16 protein-coding genes are annotated in these 15,478 nt (G+C 40.5%); all 16 read right to left on the bottom strand.

Translation table 11 applies throughout. From position 1 onward, the window contains the following. Position 1: 1 nt before the first annotated feature. Entirely contained in the window at positions 2-1,285 is a 1,284-nt protein-coding gene (hisD, locus tag HMPREF3112_RS07425; protein ID WP_070439000.1) for a histidinol dehydrogenase, read from the bottom strand. Beyond that, positions 1,282-1,932, bottom strand: coding sequence for an ATP phosphoribosyltransferase (hisG, locus tag HMPREF3112_RS07420; protein ID WP_070438997.1), 651 nt, complete (start codon positions 1,930-1,932; stop codon positions 1,282-1,284). Before hisG ends, hisD begins: the two co-directional genes overlap by 4 nt. Continuing rightward, on the bottom strand, positions 1,925-2,905 hold the full coding sequence (locus HMPREF3112_RS07415; protein ID WP_070438994.1) for an ATP phosphoribosyltransferase regulatory subunit: 981 nt from the start codon (positions 2,903-2,905) through the stop codon (positions 1,925-1,927). Before HMPREF3112_RS07415 ends, hisG begins: the two co-directional genes overlap by 8 nt. Further along, the gene (gene hisC / locus HMPREF3112_RS07410; RefSeq protein ID WP_070438991.1) at positions 2,902-3,954 is read right to left on the bottom strand and encodes a histidinol-phosphate transaminase; all 1,053 of its coding nucleotides are present in this window, start codon (positions 3,952-3,954) and stop codon (positions 2,902-2,904) included. The genes HMPREF3112_RS07415 and hisC overlap by 4 nt, the downstream gene beginning before the upstream one ends. A gap of 750 nt (positions 3,955-4,704) precedes the next feature. Then, positions 4,705-5,094, bottom strand: coding sequence for a hypothetical protein (locus tag HMPREF3112_RS07405; RefSeq protein WP_060972724.1), 390 nt, complete (start codon positions 5,092-5,094; stop codon positions 4,705-4,707). Further along, complete coding sequence (locus tag HMPREF3112_RS07400) at positions 5,075-5,998, bottom strand: phosphodiester glycosidase family protein (protein ID WP_070438988.1); 924 nt, start codon at positions 5,996-5,998, stop codon at positions 5,075-5,077. The genes HMPREF3112_RS07405 and HMPREF3112_RS07400 overlap by 20 nt, the downstream gene beginning before the upstream one ends. A 161-nt stretch (positions 5,999-6,159) precedes the next feature. Then, complete coding sequence (locus tag HMPREF3112_RS07395; RefSeq protein ID WP_070439325.1) at positions 6,160-6,894, bottom strand: PHP domain-containing protein; 735 nt, start codon at positions 6,892-6,894, stop codon at positions 6,160-6,162. Positions 6,895-6,902: 8 nt separating this feature from the next. Next, positions 6,903-7,547: a TIGR01906 family membrane protein gene (locus HMPREF3112_RS07390; RefSeq protein ID WP_048674509.1), complete on the bottom strand. Its 645-nt coding sequence runs from the start codon at positions 7,545-7,547 to the stop codon at positions 6,903-6,905. Continuing rightward, complete coding sequence (locus tag HMPREF3112_RS07385) at positions 7,537-8,310, bottom strand: TIGR01457 family HAD-type hydrolase (protein WP_021145568.1); 774 nt, start codon at positions 8,308-8,310, stop codon at positions 7,537-7,539. Before HMPREF3112_RS07385 ends, HMPREF3112_RS07390 begins: the two co-directional genes overlap by 11 nt. Position 8,311: 1 nt before the next feature. Continuing rightward, positions 8,312-9,055: an acyl-ACP thioesterase domain-containing protein gene (locus tag HMPREF3112_RS07380; RefSeq protein ID WP_048674507.1), complete on the bottom strand. Its 744-nt coding sequence runs from the start codon at positions 9,053-9,055 to the stop codon at positions 8,312-8,314. After that, the gene (gene hemW / locus HMPREF3112_RS07375) at positions 9,056-10,192 is read right to left on the bottom strand and encodes a radical SAM family heme chaperone HemW (RefSeq protein WP_048674504.1); all 1,137 of its coding nucleotides are present in this window, start codon (positions 10,190-10,192) and stop codon (positions 9,056-9,058) included. A 96-nt stretch (positions 10,193-10,288) separates the two neighbouring features. Beyond that, positions 10,289-11,029: a hypothetical protein gene (locus tag HMPREF3112_RS07370; protein WP_013990759.1), complete on the bottom strand. Its 741-nt coding sequence runs from the start codon at positions 11,027-11,029 to the stop codon at positions 10,289-10,291. A gap of 207 nt (positions 11,030-11,236) precedes the next feature. Further along, on the bottom strand, positions 11,237-12,346 hold the full coding sequence (locus HMPREF3112_RS07365; protein WP_070438985.1) for a hypothetical protein: 1,110 nt from the start codon (positions 12,344-12,346) through the stop codon (positions 11,237-11,239). Positions 12,347-12,410: 64 nt separating this feature from the next. Further along, complete coding sequence (gene rfbB, locus HMPREF3112_RS07360) at positions 12,411-13,457, bottom strand: dTDP-glucose 4,6-dehydratase (RefSeq protein ID WP_002884100.1); 1,047 nt, start codon at positions 13,455-13,457, stop codon at positions 12,411-12,413. A 385-nt stretch (positions 13,458-13,842) separates the two neighbouring features. Continuing rightward, complete coding sequence (locus HMPREF3112_RS07355) at positions 13,843-14,436, bottom strand: dTDP-4-dehydrorhamnose 3,5-epimerase family protein (protein WP_022495791.1); 594 nt, start codon at positions 14,434-14,436, stop codon at positions 13,843-13,845. Next, the gene (rfbA, locus tag HMPREF3112_RS07350) at positions 14,436-15,305 is read right to left on the bottom strand and encodes a glucose-1-phosphate thymidylyltransferase RfbA (RefSeq protein WP_002883992.1); all 870 of its coding nucleotides are present in this window, start codon (positions 15,303-15,305) and stop codon (positions 14,436-14,438) included. Before rfbA ends, HMPREF3112_RS07355 begins: the two co-directional genes overlap by 1 nt. Between the last annotated feature and the right edge of the window lie 173 nt (positions 15,306-15,478).

The following is a 15,478-nucleotide window of genomic DNA, read 5'->3' as shown; positions in this document are numbered from 1 at the left end:
CTCAATTCTTGTCGTTTCTGACTTCAATTGCCTTTGCGTGGGCCTGCAAACCTTCTGCGTAAGCCAAGGTTGTGATATCGTGCTGAGCCTTATTGACTGCTGCCTTATCATATTGCGTATATTGGATACGTTTGACAAAATCGTGCACGCCTAAAGCTGATGAAAAGCGGCTAGTCGCTGTCGTCGGAAGAACGTGGTTGGCACCTGCATAGTAGTCGCCAATTGGTTCGCTGGTAAAGTGACCAAGAAAGACGGAACCAGCATTTTCCACTTTTTCCAAGTAATCATAAGCATTGTCCATAGCAATTTCCAAATGTTCTGGCGCAACCAAGTTCATGAGTTCGAACATGGCATCTGTATCATTGGCAATAATAATACGGCCGTTATTTTCGACAGATGGACGAGCAATCGCCTCACGTGGCAAAAGCTTGAGTTGACGTTCGATCTCATTTTCAACCGCATCAGCCAAGGCTTCAGAATCTGTGACCAAAATGGCACGTGCGCGTGTGTCGTGCTCTGCTTGAGACAAGAGGTCAGCTGCCACATAGGTTGGATTGGCACTACTATCAGCAATGACACCAATTTCTGATGGCCCTGCAATCATATCAATACCGACAATACCGTAAACTTGTTTCTTGGCAGTCGCCACGAAAATATTACCAGGACCTGTAATCTTGTCCACTTTTGGAATTGTTTCTGTACCAAAGGCCAAGGCCGCAACCCCTTGAGCCCCACCAACTTGGTAAATGCTATCCACACCAGCCAATTTTGCAGCTACCAGGATCGCAGGAACAAAATGCTCTTGAGGCGGCGTAATCATAATAATCTCTTTAACCCCAGCAATTTTGGCAGGAATAACATTCATAAGAACTGATGACGGATAAGCCGCAGTTCCTCCAGGCACATAAACACCCACACGATTGATAGGACGGATCAATTGACCACGAATAACACCCTCACTTGGTTGGTCCTCAAAACCAGCCTCCAACTGATGTTTGTGATAAGATTCAATGTTTTCTTTGGCATTAACTAGGGCTTGGTAAACCTCTGGATCAATCTCTTTAAAGGCTTGATCAATCAAGTCCTGTCCAACTTCAAAATCAGTCAAGTCAACCTTATCAAATTTAGCTGAATAGTCACGAAGGGCCTCGTCTCCACGTTTTTTGACATCCTCAATGATAGCTTGAACAGTGCTTTCAACGTCTCTATTTTCTTTTGACAGTTCCAATTGCTCCTGATAAAGAAGCTCCGCAATTTCTTTATTTGTTCCAGTTAATCGTTTCATTCGAACGGTACCTCCTCGTTCCCTACAAGTGATTCAATCTTACAAATGAATGGTAGAACTTCCTTGTTATTTTTCAAAGAAGCCTTATTAACAATCATTCGTGCTGAAATCCTGCAAATATCTTCATAAACTTTTAAGCCATTAGCAACAAGGGTATTCCCTGTTTCCACAATATCGACAATGGCATCTGCTAGACCAATGACAGGGGCAATCTCAACACTCCCCTGAATTGAAATAATCTCAACATCCTCACCTTTTTGATTAAAATAGTCCGTCGCAATGGTTGGATACTTAGTAGCGATACGTTTACGCTTATGGTCATCAGGATTATAGTCTTCTGTTGATGCTACGGAGAATTTACAAAGGCCAAAATTAAGGTCTAACATTTCCAAATAGCCTGTCGGATGTTCAACCAAAACATCCTTCCCAACAATCCCAATATCTGCGACACCGTGTCTAACATAGGTGGTCACATCTGGAGCTTTGACTAGGAGAAAACGGAAACGTTTGTTAGGACTTTCGAAAATCAAATTTCGGCCCTTATCAGCCATGAAAGACATGTCAAAGCCAGCTTTTTCTAGTAATTTAACCGTATCTTTCTCAATACGTCCCTTGGTCAAGGCAATTGTGATTTGATTGCTAGTCATCCAAGTCACCTCCAAATTCCACATCATCATGCACTGCTTGATAGACCGAATCGACATCAATCGCCCAACCAACCGCTGTTAACTCGGTAGCACCAAAGCGTTCAAACAGTTTATCGTAACGGCCACCAGATACAAAGGCATCTGGCACCTTATCACCAAAGACCTTAAACATCATACCTGTATAGTAAGGCACTGCTGGCAATTGAGCCAAATCAAGTGTCGTCTCTGGGAGACTATCTGCTAGGCGATTAGTTAAGACTTCCAAACTATCCAAGGCTGTCAAAAAGGCTTCACTATCTGTCAACTCTCTAGCCTTGGTCAAAACAGCCTTGGTCTCACCAAAGAGGTAGGGCAACTGTTCCAAGACCTTGTCATATTGACTTGGATTTTCTTTGGTGAATTCCTTGAGGCCTGTGATTGACTTATCACGGATATAGGCTGCCAACTCTGCTTCTTTTACTGCTGGAAGGTCTAATTCTTCAAAAATGAGTTGCAAGAGGCGAGCATGTGAAAACTCAAACTTGTAATTTTTGACACCAGCAGCATCCAGAGCCTCTTTAGCAGATATCACAGCTTCTTCCATGGCCTGGTGAACGGGGAATCCTATGATTTCAATACCAGCCTGCGTATGCTCATTGGATAGGCCACGCATCTCCTCATTGTAGTTAAAGACTTTTCCAGAGTATGAAAATTTAATGGGTGTATGAACTTGTGTCGAAGCAATCACGCGCCCAATTTGGCTGGTAATATCCGGACGTAAACTAACAAGATCTCCATTTTTATCAAAGAAATTATAGTTACCATTGTCCACATCATCGCTAAAGACTTCGAAATGCTCCAAGGTTGGTGTCTCAATTCGAAGGAAACCCTTTGTCATCAACAAGTCACAGATACGATGCTCAATCTGATACATGGTACGGGCACGTTTAAAAAGTTTATCGTGCATTCCTAAGGCTAATGTCGTTTTTTTCATGCTTGTAACTCCTGTATTGTCATTAGTACGCGCTCCATCTCATCCTGAGTTCCAATAGAGATGCGTAGCCTGTCTGAAATACGCTCCACTTTTGGAAAATAACGGACATAAATTTTCTTACTTTGGAGATAGTCAAACAATTGACCTGCAGTCACTCCGTGCGGTTTGACCAAAACAAAATTGGTTTTTGAAGGAAGAACATCAAAGCCAATAGCTTGCAATTCTTGACTAAACCAGTCACGTGTAGCCATAATCTTAGCGCAAGTGTCCTCATAGTAGTCCCAGGACTTAACCGCTTCAGTCGCCAAGACTTCCGCAATGCTATCCACATTATAGGGGTTGACTGAATTCTTGACGGCATTGATTACAGCCATTAGTTTAGGACTTCCTATGCCGTAACCGACACGCAGACCAGCAAGGGAGGCATCCTTAGAAAAGGTCCTAGTGATAAACACATTGTCATACTTTTCTAGGAGCGGTAAGGCCGTCTCCCCACCAAAGTTAATATAGGCTTCGTCAATAATCACAACAACCGACTGGTTAGCCTTTACAATCTCCTCAATTTGATTGAGCGGTTTATAAATACCTGTTGGCGCATTAGGATTGGTAATAACAATCCCACCATTTTCAACCAGATAATCTTGAGTAGCTATCTCAAACGAAGAGCTCAAAGGCACTTCTCTAAAAGGGATGTGGTACAAATCTGCCCATACCTTGTAAAAACCATAGGTCAAATCTGGAAACAAAACTTCTTCCTCGCTATTAAAGAAAGCTAGGAAAGCCATTGACAGGATATCGTCTGAGCCATTTCCGATAATCACTTGATCGGCACGCACACCCAACTGTTCAGACAAAGCCTGACGTAAAGCTGCTTGATCCAAAGTCGAATACTTTCGTAACTGATGGGCATCAAAGGATGCTAAAGCTTGATGAACTGCTGGACTTGGTTCATAAGCATTTTCATTAGTATTCAACTTAATGATATTTTTCTCAGCAGGCTGACTACCCGCTACATAGGGTTCAATCTTTCGTAATCCCTTGATTTCCATAGTTTATCCTTTCTGTTCAACTCCGACCAAGTGTACTGCCAGCTACACACTCTTAAAAAAGTGTAACAAAAAACGTCCTCGCAAAAATAACTTTTGCAAGGACGTTGGCACGTGGTTCCACCTTAATTCGAACAGGGGTCGCCCCCTCTTCCTCATGAAGTCACAAAGTATCACTTGTAACTCCCAGTCTCTAACGGAACCACCCGTCGTACACTACTGTCATCCAGAGTTCGCATACGCTCTCAAGAATGTGTCGTCTTTGATCTCATGCGTTCTCAGCTTCCCGCATTCTCTGTGAAACGATCTGACTTTTTCTATCAACGATTTTGATTTTAGTTTATTTTACCTGAAAATTTAGAACAAAGCAAGTCTTTTTTGTATATTTTTATAAAAAAATGAATTCCTTGTATATTTAATAGCCAAAACAAACTGCTGTGAAATTGAGTTCAAATAAATAAAAAGTTGATGCGGTATCTTTTTACAAACCAAGTGGATACCTAAAGAGACTTCTGACTGTGATAGCTTAACTGGAAACCACTACTTTTTTCAAGTACTTTCACCACTACAGAAGATCTCGTTCTATCTAAATTCCTATCACAAAAAAATCTTGCTCAGTTATTTTTTATGACAATTTCTTTGTACTATTTCCCAAATTGAAATCATTTCTTCATATTATAATTTGTATATTTATCCTAAATAATTTTTCAAAGCAAGACAAAAAGCCTGAAGCACAGCTCCAAGCTCTCATGGTTAAGCCAATTTTCTAGGTCTGATAAATCCTGTCATAATACTCAAACAAAGTAGCACTGCAGCAACATACCAATAGGGCATATCCACGCTAGTCGTACGGCCTGAGACTTCAACAATACCTTTAACTAAACAAGCACTAGCGACAACAGCGATGGCTGAATTAAAGAGAAGTTTTGAGGCACGATTCTTCACCCAAGACATTCCCAGTCCAGTAAGTAGATAAATAAGTGCTCCAGCCAATGGTGCAAAGAACATCATGCGCATAAACATGGATGATTCACCATAAGAAAAGCGCTCATAAACAAAGGTAAAGACTAGACTAAAAATGGTTAGTCCGATGTAGGTGAAAAAGTGTTTGCTGGCTGATTTTTTAGTAACCGATGTAAACAATATCGCTCACCGCCCTTTCTGAGATTTTATTTCCGTTTGTGGTTGGCTTGTTAATGACTTGACCATTGAAGTACATGGTTGATGAGCCACCACCATCAAGATTGTAAGCTGTCGTCACGCCATAAGATTTCATCAACTCTGCCATTTCATAAAGAGTCAATCCTGACGACTCACTGGTACGACCATCAGAGACAATGACAATATAGTTCACACTGCCATCACTCTCTTCGATGACTCCGATAGCTGTACGTGGATTGTCAGCCATGGCTTGACCAACCTCTTCATTTTCCGATACAGCTATCTTGCCATTTTCAACCAAGGTTGGACCGAATGCAAAGGTATTCACCACGCCTGAATCGACCAATTTTTGAGCCGTTGTATCGCTCTCCTTAAAGGTCTTAAAGCTACCATCTGAATAGACCGCAAGGTCCTCGTAGTCACTATTTCGATCAGTATCACGATAGACTTGGCCATTCTTAATCACATAGCCTGACTGATTAGCCCCGTAATAGTCACCATTGATGGCAAAGATTGCATTATTTTGCTGGGCAATACTTGAAGTAGTGTCGGTGATGTTGGTCCCATAGGTATTTTGTGCCAAAGCCGTTTTGAGATAGTCAGCACTTGAAAGCTGGATATCGGCCACATAGTAAGTGGTATCACTGGTTTTACCTGTTGTGATTTTGATATCCATATTGTCATCTTTATAAGTCGTATCCGTCTTAGTCACCTTACCAGTGCTGGTAGATGCCGTCGATGAAGCTGTGGTTGAGCTAGTCGTATTGGCCGAAACCGTTGAAACCGCTGAGGGAATGACAAAGACCTTTAAGAGAGAGTAAACATTTGCCCCCATCAGAAAAAGGGTAAAAACTAAGGCATAGGCATGCCTTTTTAGAAATTTCATAGAAGACCTCCAATTTTGAAAGATAAGATTGAAACCATAAGTTCCTTTTACTTGACATTAGCATAACAAGCAAAGCTTAAAATCTTCTATAATTCCCACAACTACGCCTTTTCTTTAAGTTTTCCTTAAGAAAAAGACAGCTTCAGTTGAAGCTGTCTACGCTAGATAATCATATCCTCTGTAATATTAAATTCTTTCATAAGCTCCTGAATCTGATCAAAGTTCAGACGGAAATGCTCTAATTTATGGCCATCAGACCCAATAGAATACTTGCGACATCCCAAATCCCTAACAAGGCCTAGAGCATAACGGTAGAGGTCTTCGTGATGATAAAGATACATACTCTTTGCATTCAGCTCAAAAGCCAAATCATTAGCAATCATTTTCTGGAAAATACGTTTGAGCTGTTCTTCATAAGCTTTTAACTCATCAACAGTCACGTCAAACAGTCGGAAACCATAGTCAAAATGGGCCAAAACATCTGCGTCCACACGACCAATAGCGTACTCCAACTTGTCCAGATATTCTTGAATAATGCTTGCCTTATCCATATCAGCTACCTCATCATCAAGATAATCATTGACCCCATTATGGTGAACAGATAAAAGTTTGAGATCATAGTCCTTACCATCCAGAAAGTCTAAAATATCCCTCTCCCTAGGCTGGTAATAACCAATCTCGATACCACGTTTTATACGATTGCCATACTTACGGTTAAGACTTTCAATCTCACGACTATAGGCCTCGTACTCGGGCACATCATCCTGTTTGGTATAAGGATTAGAGAGATCATAATGCTCAGTCGTTACAATCTCCCCATCAAAATGCGTCAAATAGTCAGTAAAGTTCGCATCCGAATCATAAGAATGATGGGTATGCAAATGGTTATCACGAATAGACATAACTACTCCTTATTTTTCAAATACATTTTAAGCTGCTTACGGGCCAACCAGGTCAGACTCACCATGATTCCCTCATAGACAAGAAAGAAAATGACAAAACACTGAAGGAAATACTCTTCTGGCAAAACGTTGATAATCGGGTCCAACATGGGATTAAAGAGCCAACTGCTATCCCCAGGAAAGAGTGCTTCATGAAAGAGCGTAAAAAACTCATCAAATCCGAGAAAAAGCCCCACAACCCCAATAAGGACCGGCAAGAGTGCTAGACTCATATAAAGTTTAACGTAAAGACCAAAGGTCCCTTTCTTCACATTTCGCCAAAGAAAAGTCAGAGCTGGATAGGCCAGTAGGATAACAAGCCCCTGTACCAAATGAAAGAGCCACTTCACATCATGAAAATGCTTAAGCCCACTCTCCGACGATGGAAAATCAGGCATGGACAGATGACCAACCCAAGGAAAGGTCAGGTACTGCATGAGGATATTGAAATTATGCCAGAGCTCTGTCTTGCCAAGAATGACATAGTCCAAAAGATGCATCCAATCAATATCAAAATAATAAAAGCCCCATGCCAGATAAATCGTCACTAGGATAGACAGGGCCAAGAGCCAAATCGGAGTCAGAACAGCCTCAATTTTAGTTCGCATCAAAATCCCACTCCGCTAAACTAGAAAGCACATGGTCTGGTTTTACTGGTAAATTCGCAACCTCTTCTGCCTTGGTAAATCCAGTTGTCACAAGAAGGGTTGGAAAGTCATTTTTAATGCCAGCTGTAATATCAGTCAAGTAATTGTCACCAACCACAATCGTTTGGCTACGTTCTGTCCCAAGGATTTCAAGAGCCTTGTTCATGATAATAGCTTTAGGCTTACCAATAATGATTGGTTTCACACGGGTAGCCGCCTCGATAAGAGCTAAGAGGGAACCAGCACCTGGAAGAAGACCACGTTCAGTTGGGATATTCAAATCTGGGTTAGTTCCAATAAATATAGCCCCTTTGTGGATAGCAAGCGTTGCTTTAACCAACATTTCATAAGTGACTTCACGGTCCAAGCCCACCACAACATAGGCAGGATTTTCCTCATCTACCGTATATCCCGCTTCCGCAATGGCAGATTTAAGCCCAGTCTCACCGATAACATAAACTGTCTTGCCACGATTCATATCGTTCATGTAATCAACTGTCGCCAAAGTAGCTGTGTAAATGGTCTCAAGGGGCGTTTCCAACTCACACTGATTACGCAAAAGCTCTTGTACCATCTCTGGTGTACGCATACTGTTATTAGTCACAAAAAGATAGGGAATCTGACGCTTCTGCAACTCCTTAACGAAGGCTTCTCCCTCAGGGATACGATCCTTCCCCTTGTAAATAGTCCCATCTAAATCAATCAAATAACCTTTATATGTCATCTTACTCGTCTCCTATTTCTTTCCATTGGATAATGGCCTGAGCATGAATATTGCCATCAACACAAATCTGATGTTGACTGCTCAAACTTTCTTGGTCAAACTCATAGCCTGAATAAATCTCTGACCCATGATGAATTTCCTTAACATACTTGAGGTCAATATGGGCTGGTGTGTACTTGGTCAAAAAATCCAAATCGAAAACATCCAACATCCACTCCAAGTACTTGCTATTATTAACGTGGCCATTCATATCTAGGTCAAAATAACGCACACGATAAAGCGTCTCAATTGGATTTTCCAAAGCCTTATAGCGAGGCCCTCTAAGCAACTTTTTAGTCTTATCAGCCCCATAAGGTGCTACCACCTCATCTGGCACTTCTAATACCTTACGCGTTTCATAATCCATGAGAGCAAAAGTAGTCTTAAAGAGCATAATTTGCTGACCAGTTTCATCTGTGATGTAAAAATTACGGTAACAGAAAATCTTATTATAGGAAATAGCTTCCGTTGTAATGGTCACCTTTTCATTGTAGCGAGGCAGACGGTCAATCTCAATCGCATAGTCTGTCACAATCCAAACCAGACCGTATTTATCAAAAACGTCCTTATCCGTATTTCCCAGAGATTCTGACTGCATACCAGATACTTGCAATGAAAAAGCCAATAAGTGCGGTAATTTTACCTGATGCGTGATATCCGTCTCATAAAACGGAATTTGATAAGGAATACTAAATTTTAATCCCATCTAATCCTCCAAGATAAATTGCTCAGCGACACTATCACCCAGGAAGAGTCCTCGTTTAGTCATACGAACCACCTCTGGATCCTTGACCAAGAGCCCATCTTCCTGTAGTTTTTTTACAATGTCCCCATAAGTATCCGCGAATGACAAGCCAAACTTCTCTTCAAAACGTTTAATAGACACACCCGACTTTTTACGCAAACCAAGGAAGAACTCCTCCTCCATCATCTCCGCCTTAGTCAGATGTTCTTCGTGAAGTCTAGCATAGCCATCCTCAGCTATAGCCTTTAGGTAATGCTGGATAGGGCCTCTATTGCGATAACGAACACCATTGACATAACCAGAGGCTCCAGCACCCACACCATAATACTCATCATTATTCCAATACATGAGATTGTGACGACTCTCCATCCCAGGTTTGGTAAAGTTTGAAATCTCGTAGTGCTCAAAACCATTGTTTTCCAACTCTTGGATAATATAGTCAAACATCTCTGCTTCCAAGTCCTCAGTTGGCAGATTGAGCTTACCCCGACGCATCTTATTCATAAAAACCGTGTGATGTTCCAATATCAAACTGTAGAGACTTAGATGTGGAATATCCAGTTCCAGTGCCTTTCTCACATTTTCCTTGACCTGATCCATGGTTTGTCCAGGTAGTGCATAAATGAGGTCAATAGAAATATTATGAAAACCAGCAGCCTTTAAGCTATCAATACTTTCATAAATCTGTGCCTGATTGTGACTGCGACCAATTTGACGCAAGTGCTTGTCATCAAAGGTCTGAACCCCTAAAGATACGCGATTAACAGCTGATTTTTTGAGCACCTCAATCTTATCAACCGTCAAATCCCCAGGATTGGCCTCAATGGTAAACTCCTCCAACTTAGACAAATCCAAGTTTTTCTGAAGATTGCTTAAAAGGTAGTCCAATTGCTCCGCAGAAATAGCTGTCGGTGTCCCACCACCAATATAAAGGGTGCGAAGCTCCTTGATATCTAAAAGCTCCCACTCACGAATCAAAGCCCGTAGGTAGTCATCAACGGGCTGATTTTTAATAAAGACCTTGGAAAAGTCACAATAATAACAAATTTGTGTGCAAAATGGAATGTGCACATAGGCTGACGTTGGTTTTGTTTGCATGTAACTATTCTACCATTTTTTAAGCAGAAATGAGACCTTGAAAAATAAGAGTTTAAAGCCAAAAAAGAAGCCATCTCTCCAGATAGCTTCTTTACTTTATTTTGTTAATGAGAATGGGAAAGCATTATAGTTGCTATAATCAAAGGTTGGTCCCAAGTCAGAGATAAATTGAACTGGCGTGTAAGTTCCATTTTCAAGAATAAAGCCAGGCTTAGCTTGAAAACCAGCTCCCCCTATTCCTGTAATACCAGGAAGCAAGGTAGAAAAATCGCCACCCTCCCAAACGTAGAGATTTCCAGAAATTTGAACGGCTTTTGCTGTTGTTGAGCTTTGACGATAGGGTTCGTAATCGACATTGAAATTTGCCTTTGAAGTGATATTGCCATCAGCATCAACTGTAAAACTAATGTCTGTTGCTTGAGGACTAGTACCAGTCCAAGTTCCAACCAAAGCTGCTGGGACAGGAGCGTCACTTTGGGTATCAGCTGTTGCTTGACTAGACTTGTTTGACTCAGAAGCAGCACTACCATTTGTCTCTGCTTGAGCATCATTTCCAGCTGAGGCTTGATTTTTTGAAGAGCTAGCTTCAGGAGCACTCACTTCTTCTTGACCTTGAGAATCCTTTGAAGCTGAAGCTTCTGTCTTAGCCTTTTTAGCAGACTTCTTCTCAGATGTTTTTGTTTTAGCAGAGGACTTCACTACTTTAGAAGTTGAAGTTGTAGATGATGCTGTAGTGTCTTTTTCTGACTTAGAGCCACATCCGACAAGTGCTGTAGAAACAGCTACAGACAACAAAACAAGGGAACAAACACGGATAACTTTACTTTTCGTTTTCATAAACCTCTTTTCTATATGTCTATTATATCTATTTTATTACAGAAATCAAGTATTTTATGTAACTTTGTAACATTTATGTAATCAATTGTGTCACTGTTATAAGTTAATATCATATTTACTAGTAAAAAAAGCCCATCACTCCCAAAGGAATGATAGGCTTCTGCATCTTATCTAGGTACTTCTTACCTGCTAGAGGTATCCTAATTACTATTTGTCTTCTCTTTCAATATAACCCCCTATGGAGAGAAGGTTGAAGCTATCCTCCAAGACAATAATGCGATTACCACCATCTACAACGATATAATAGTATGACTTTCTCGCATCGTGGTAGATGTCATTAACACTCTTAGCATGATAACCATGTGACTTAAGAGACTTCTGTATTTTAGCAAACTCTTTTTGCACCTTATCATTATCTACGCTGCCTGATTGATCCGCCAGATATTCTTTTAAAGGCTTAGCAATTAAGATATCTAAAGGCTTAACATTTAAGATATCTATATCATCAGAATCTGTAGTCATAACACCATTTTCAGAGATAGTCAATTCTCCTTCTGATTCATTTTCATCATCATATGTCTTCCATTTTCCAACAAAGGCTTTTGGAACCTCTGCCTTATGAAAAAGACATTTCTTTTTTAAATCTTTGGTACTTCTTGATCCGTAGTAGAGGTCTGATAAGAATAAATCTAGAACTAAGTTTGTCCCATCTTTCTGAATCAGATTATAGTATCCAAACACTTTCGTCTTTACCAGGATGATCTCTTTTGTCTGTAATTGGTATTTCTTGTCAAAATCAGCAATCGTTTTTAGTTTTGAATCACTGACGTCCTCTAAGCTTGTTTCAAACTTCTGTCTTACTTTCTGGCCAATAGAGATTTCTTTGATTTCTTCTTCCCTATGGCCTGCAACAAGTTTTGACTTTTTCCCACTTAACTCATAAACCAAACCAGCATTATTACCATTTACCCACAAGCCACCCAAGTTTGTTCCTTTGGAAGAAAACAAAAAGAGGCCAAGACTTGTTGCTACAACAAGAAATAAAGCAATCCCAAGACCAATAAAAGTCTTCTTGCCAAACTTTTTCTTCTTAACAAAGACCATTTGCTGTGAATAAGCTGGGTTGACCATTTGACCACTCATTTGATTTGGTAAAGGCATGACTTCTTCAGTCACAGACTTTCCATTGTTGGAAAAAGTGGCTTGTTTTCCTTCCATAACAAATTCACCATTTAGAAGGGCCTGCTGACACTCCTGAATAGTGGGCTTACGATTATTAATCGCTTCAAAATATTCAATCCATTCTTTTCTATTCATCATCTCTCCTAATATTTCTTAATAGAAAAATCTATCACTAGCTTGGAAGTGATAGATTTCCCAATTATTTAAGCACTTCTTGTGTCTTAGCGTAGTTAGCTTCAACAGCTTCTTTTTCGGCTTTCCACCAGTCTTGGTGATCTGTGTACCACTTGATTGTTTCTTCCAAACCTGATTCAAAGTTTGTGAATTGTGGTTCCCAACCAAGTTCTTCACGCAATTTTGTTGAGTCAATAGCGTAACGCAAATCATGACCAGCACGGTCTGTTACACGATCGTAAGCATCTTTGGGTTGCCCCATTTTTTCAAGGATAAGCTCGAGCACTTCCTTGTTGTTCTTTTCACCATCGGCACCAATCAAGTAAGTTTCACCGATACGGCCTTTAGTGAGGATAGCCCAAACACCAGTTGAGTGGTCGTTAGTGTGAATCCAGTCACGGACGTTTTTACCTTCACCATAAAGTTTTGGTTTAATCCCTGACAAGATGTTGGTGATTTGACGTGGAATGAATTTTTCGATGTGTTGGTATGGTCCATAGTTGTTTGAGCAGTTTGAAATAGTTGCCTTAACACCAAATGAACGCACCCATGCTTTAACGATAAGGTCTGAAGCAGCCTTAGTTGATGAATAAGGTGATGATGGGTTGTATTTTGTTTCTGCTGTGAATTTTTCACCAGGACCTTCACCGTGTCCAGGAAGATCTTCGCGCAATGGAAGGTCACCATACACTTCGTCTGTTGATACGTGGTGGAAACGAATATCGTATTTACGAGCAGCTTCCAAGAGTGTGTAAGTACCAATGAAGTTTGTGTGGATAAATGGTGATGGGTCGTTCAATGAATTATCATTGTGGCTTTCAGCCGCATAGTGAACGATAGCATCAGCCTTAGCAGCCAATTTATCAACCAATTCAGCATCAGCAATATCACCAACAACCAATTCAACACGGTCACCAAGGATTTCTTCAATGTTGGCACGGTTACCAGCGTAAGTGAGTTTGTCAAGGACAGTCACATGAACGTCTGGATGATTGTTGTAGACATAGTGTACGAAGTTTGAACCGATGAAACCTGCGCCACCAGTTACGATGATATTTTTATATTCAGTCATTTTTTCTCCAAAAAATATTGTTTTTTTCTTAATCATTCCTTAAATCAATCTTTTTTAGCTTTCCTTAGGTGAGTACGGACGTCAGCGAACTTCGAAGAAGTTCCATGACTAAATTAAGATACAAAGGGCGTTTGCGGATAAAGTCAAAATAGGAAGTTTGACGCAGAATCTTTCGATTCTAGGAAAACTTATCTTTTTGACACAATCCGTAGCCCGTGTTCAATTCGTTTTGAGCCTATTGTCTCAAAACCTCCGAGCACCTGAAACACAATGGTTCAGGTGCTTTTCTCACGGCGGAAAGCTAATCATATAGCTCGCTTCGCTCGTTTATAACAAAGCTAAAAACTATATAATGATTTTCTTAATTGTTTTAAGAGCTATATTCTTACAAATCCTCTGGTTTGAGGGGTTTAACGTCTTTGAGCAATGGGTGATTTTTATCTGCTTCTGAGACTTCTGCTTCTTCCAAGTTTTCCCACTTAATATCAAGGCTTGGGTCAGCGTAGTTGACAAAGGCATATTTAGGTTTAAGTTCAAGTGCCCAGTAATCGTTTACGAGGTAGCTATATGACACTTTGTCAGACAAAACTTGGAAACCATTGGCAACACCACGAGGAACAAAGATTCCTTTTGAGGCATCAATAACAGTTTGGTAAGTATTCCCAAACGTTTCGCCTTCACGGAGGTCAACCCAAGTTCCAAGAACCTTTCCTTCATCTGCTACTGAGATGTATTTATCCCAAGGCTCAGCGTGCAAGCCACGCAAAACATTTTTACGTGAGAAAGAAACGTTATTTTGCAATTTTCCTTCTGCAAAGAATGACTCTGGAAAACCAAGTGGCAACATCTTTTCCTTTTGGAAGTTTTCCTTGAACCATCCACGGTTATCTCCATGAACAGGAATATCAAATTCAAGCAGACCTGGGATAGCATCAATCTTGCGGGCAGCTAGTTCTTTACCAAAAAATTGTTCAGTCATTATGCTTCTCCAATCAAACGGAGCAAATATTGTCCGTATTCGTTTTTCTTAAGTGGTTGTGCCAATTCAAGAACCTGTTCTTTAGTGATATAACCCATGCGATAGGCAATCTCTTCAAGGTTAGCTACTTGGACATTTTGCAAACGTTGAACTGTTTCAATGTATTGAGCAGCTTGCAAGAGGCTTTCATGAGTGCCTGTATCCAACCAAGCAAAGCCACGTCCCATTAGCTCAACAGAGAGATCTCCACGTTCTAAGTAAGCCTTGTTAACATCCGTGATTTCAAGTTCGCCACGAGGGCTTGGCTTGATATTTTTGGCAATTTCCACAACATCATTGTCATAGAAATAAAGACCAGTTACAGCAAAGTTTGATTTTGGATGCTCAGGTTTTTCCTCGATAGAGATGGCATTCATATTGTCGTCAAACTCAACAACACCAAAACGTTCTGGGTCCTTAACTTGATAACCAAAGACTGTAGCACCTTTTTCCTTAGCTTCAGCACGTTGAAGCATGGCAGAAAGACCATTGCCATGGAAAATGTTATCCCCGAGGACAAGTGCAACACTATCGTCACCAATGAAGTCTTCACCAATTATAAAGGCTTGAGCCAATCCATCTGGACTTGGTTGTACTGCATAAGAAAGTGAAATACCGAACTCAGAACCATCACCAAGGAGCTCTTCAAAACGTGGAAGGTCCTGTGGCGTTGAGATGATGAGGATTTCCTTAATACCAGCCAACATAAGCGTTGAGAGTGGATAGTAAATCATTGGTTTATCGTAAATCGGCATCAGTTGTTTTGATGCAGCACGTGTCAATGGATACAAACGTGTCCCTGAACCGCCTGCAAGAATAATACCTTTCATAAGAAGGCTCCTTTTTTCTCTAATATATTACCTATATTTTAGCATTTTTCAGCCCTCTTGTCACGGTAAACCCTATGTTCTTAAGCTTTCATTAAGAAATTCATAAGTGTCCATTTTCTTAATCCAATCAAAAAGGGATTTCTATTGAAACCCTTTTCGATTGAAGATAATAT

This window comes from Streptococcus sp. HMSC10E12 (assembly GCF_001807855.1).
GTDB lineage: Bacteria > Bacillota > Bacilli > Lactobacillales > Streptococcaceae > Streptococcus > Streptococcus salivarius.
Note: the sequence above shows the minus strand (reverse complement) of the source record. Positions and strands in the feature narration are given on the sequence as shown.

Coding starts and splice junctions, on each gene's coding strand:
- hisG (WP_070438997.1), bottom strand. CDS start 1,932: ATGACTAGCAATCAAATCACAATTGCCTTGACCAAGGGACGTATTGAG.
- HMPREF3112_RS07380 (WP_048674507.1), bottom strand. CDS start 9,055: ATGGGATTAAAATTTAGTATTCCTTATCAAATTCCGTTTTATGAGACG.
- HMPREF3112_RS07365 (WP_070438985.1), bottom strand. CDS start 12,346: ATGAATAGAAAAGAATGGATTGAATATTTTGAAGCGATTAATAATCGT.
- HMPREF3112_RS07415 (WP_070438994.1), bottom strand. CDS start 2,905: ATGAAAAAAACGACATTAGCCTTAGGAATGCACGATAAACTTTTTAAA.
- HMPREF3112_RS07385 (WP_021145568.1), bottom strand. CDS start 8,310: ATGACATATAAAGGTTATTTGATTGATTTAGATGGGACTATTTACAAG.
- HMPREF3112_RS07390 (WP_048674509.1), bottom strand. CDS start 7,547: ATGCGAACTAAAATTGAGGCTGTTCTGACTCCGATTTGGCTCTTGGCC.
- rfbA (WP_002883992.1), bottom strand. CDS start 15,305: ATGAAAGGTATTATTCTTGCAGGCGGTTCAGGGACACGTTTGTATCCA.
- hisD (WP_070439000.1), bottom strand. CDS start 1,285: ATGAAACGATTAACTGGAACAAATAAAGAAATTGCGGAGCTTCTTTAT.
- HMPREF3112_RS07355 (WP_022495791.1), bottom strand. CDS start 14,436: ATGACTGAACAATTTTTTGGTAAAGAACTAGCTGCCCGCAAGATTGAT.
- hisC (WP_070438991.1), bottom strand. CDS start 3,954: ATGGAAATCAAGGGATTACGAAAGATTGAACCCTATGTAGCGGGTAGT.
- HMPREF3112_RS07370 (WP_013990759.1), bottom strand. CDS start 11,029: ATGAAAACGAAAAGTAAAGTTATCCGTGTTTGTTCCCTTGTTTTGTTG.
- hemW (WP_048674504.1), bottom strand. CDS start 10,192: ATGCAAACAAAACCAACGTCAGCCTATGTGCACATTCCATTTTGCACA.
- rfbB (WP_002884100.1), bottom strand. CDS start 13,457: ATGACTGAATATAAAAATATCATCGTAACTGGTGGCGCAGGTTTCATC.
- HMPREF3112_RS07400 (WP_070438988.1), bottom strand. CDS start 5,998: ATGAAATTTCTAAAAAGGCATGCCTATGCCTTAGTTTTTACCCTTTTT.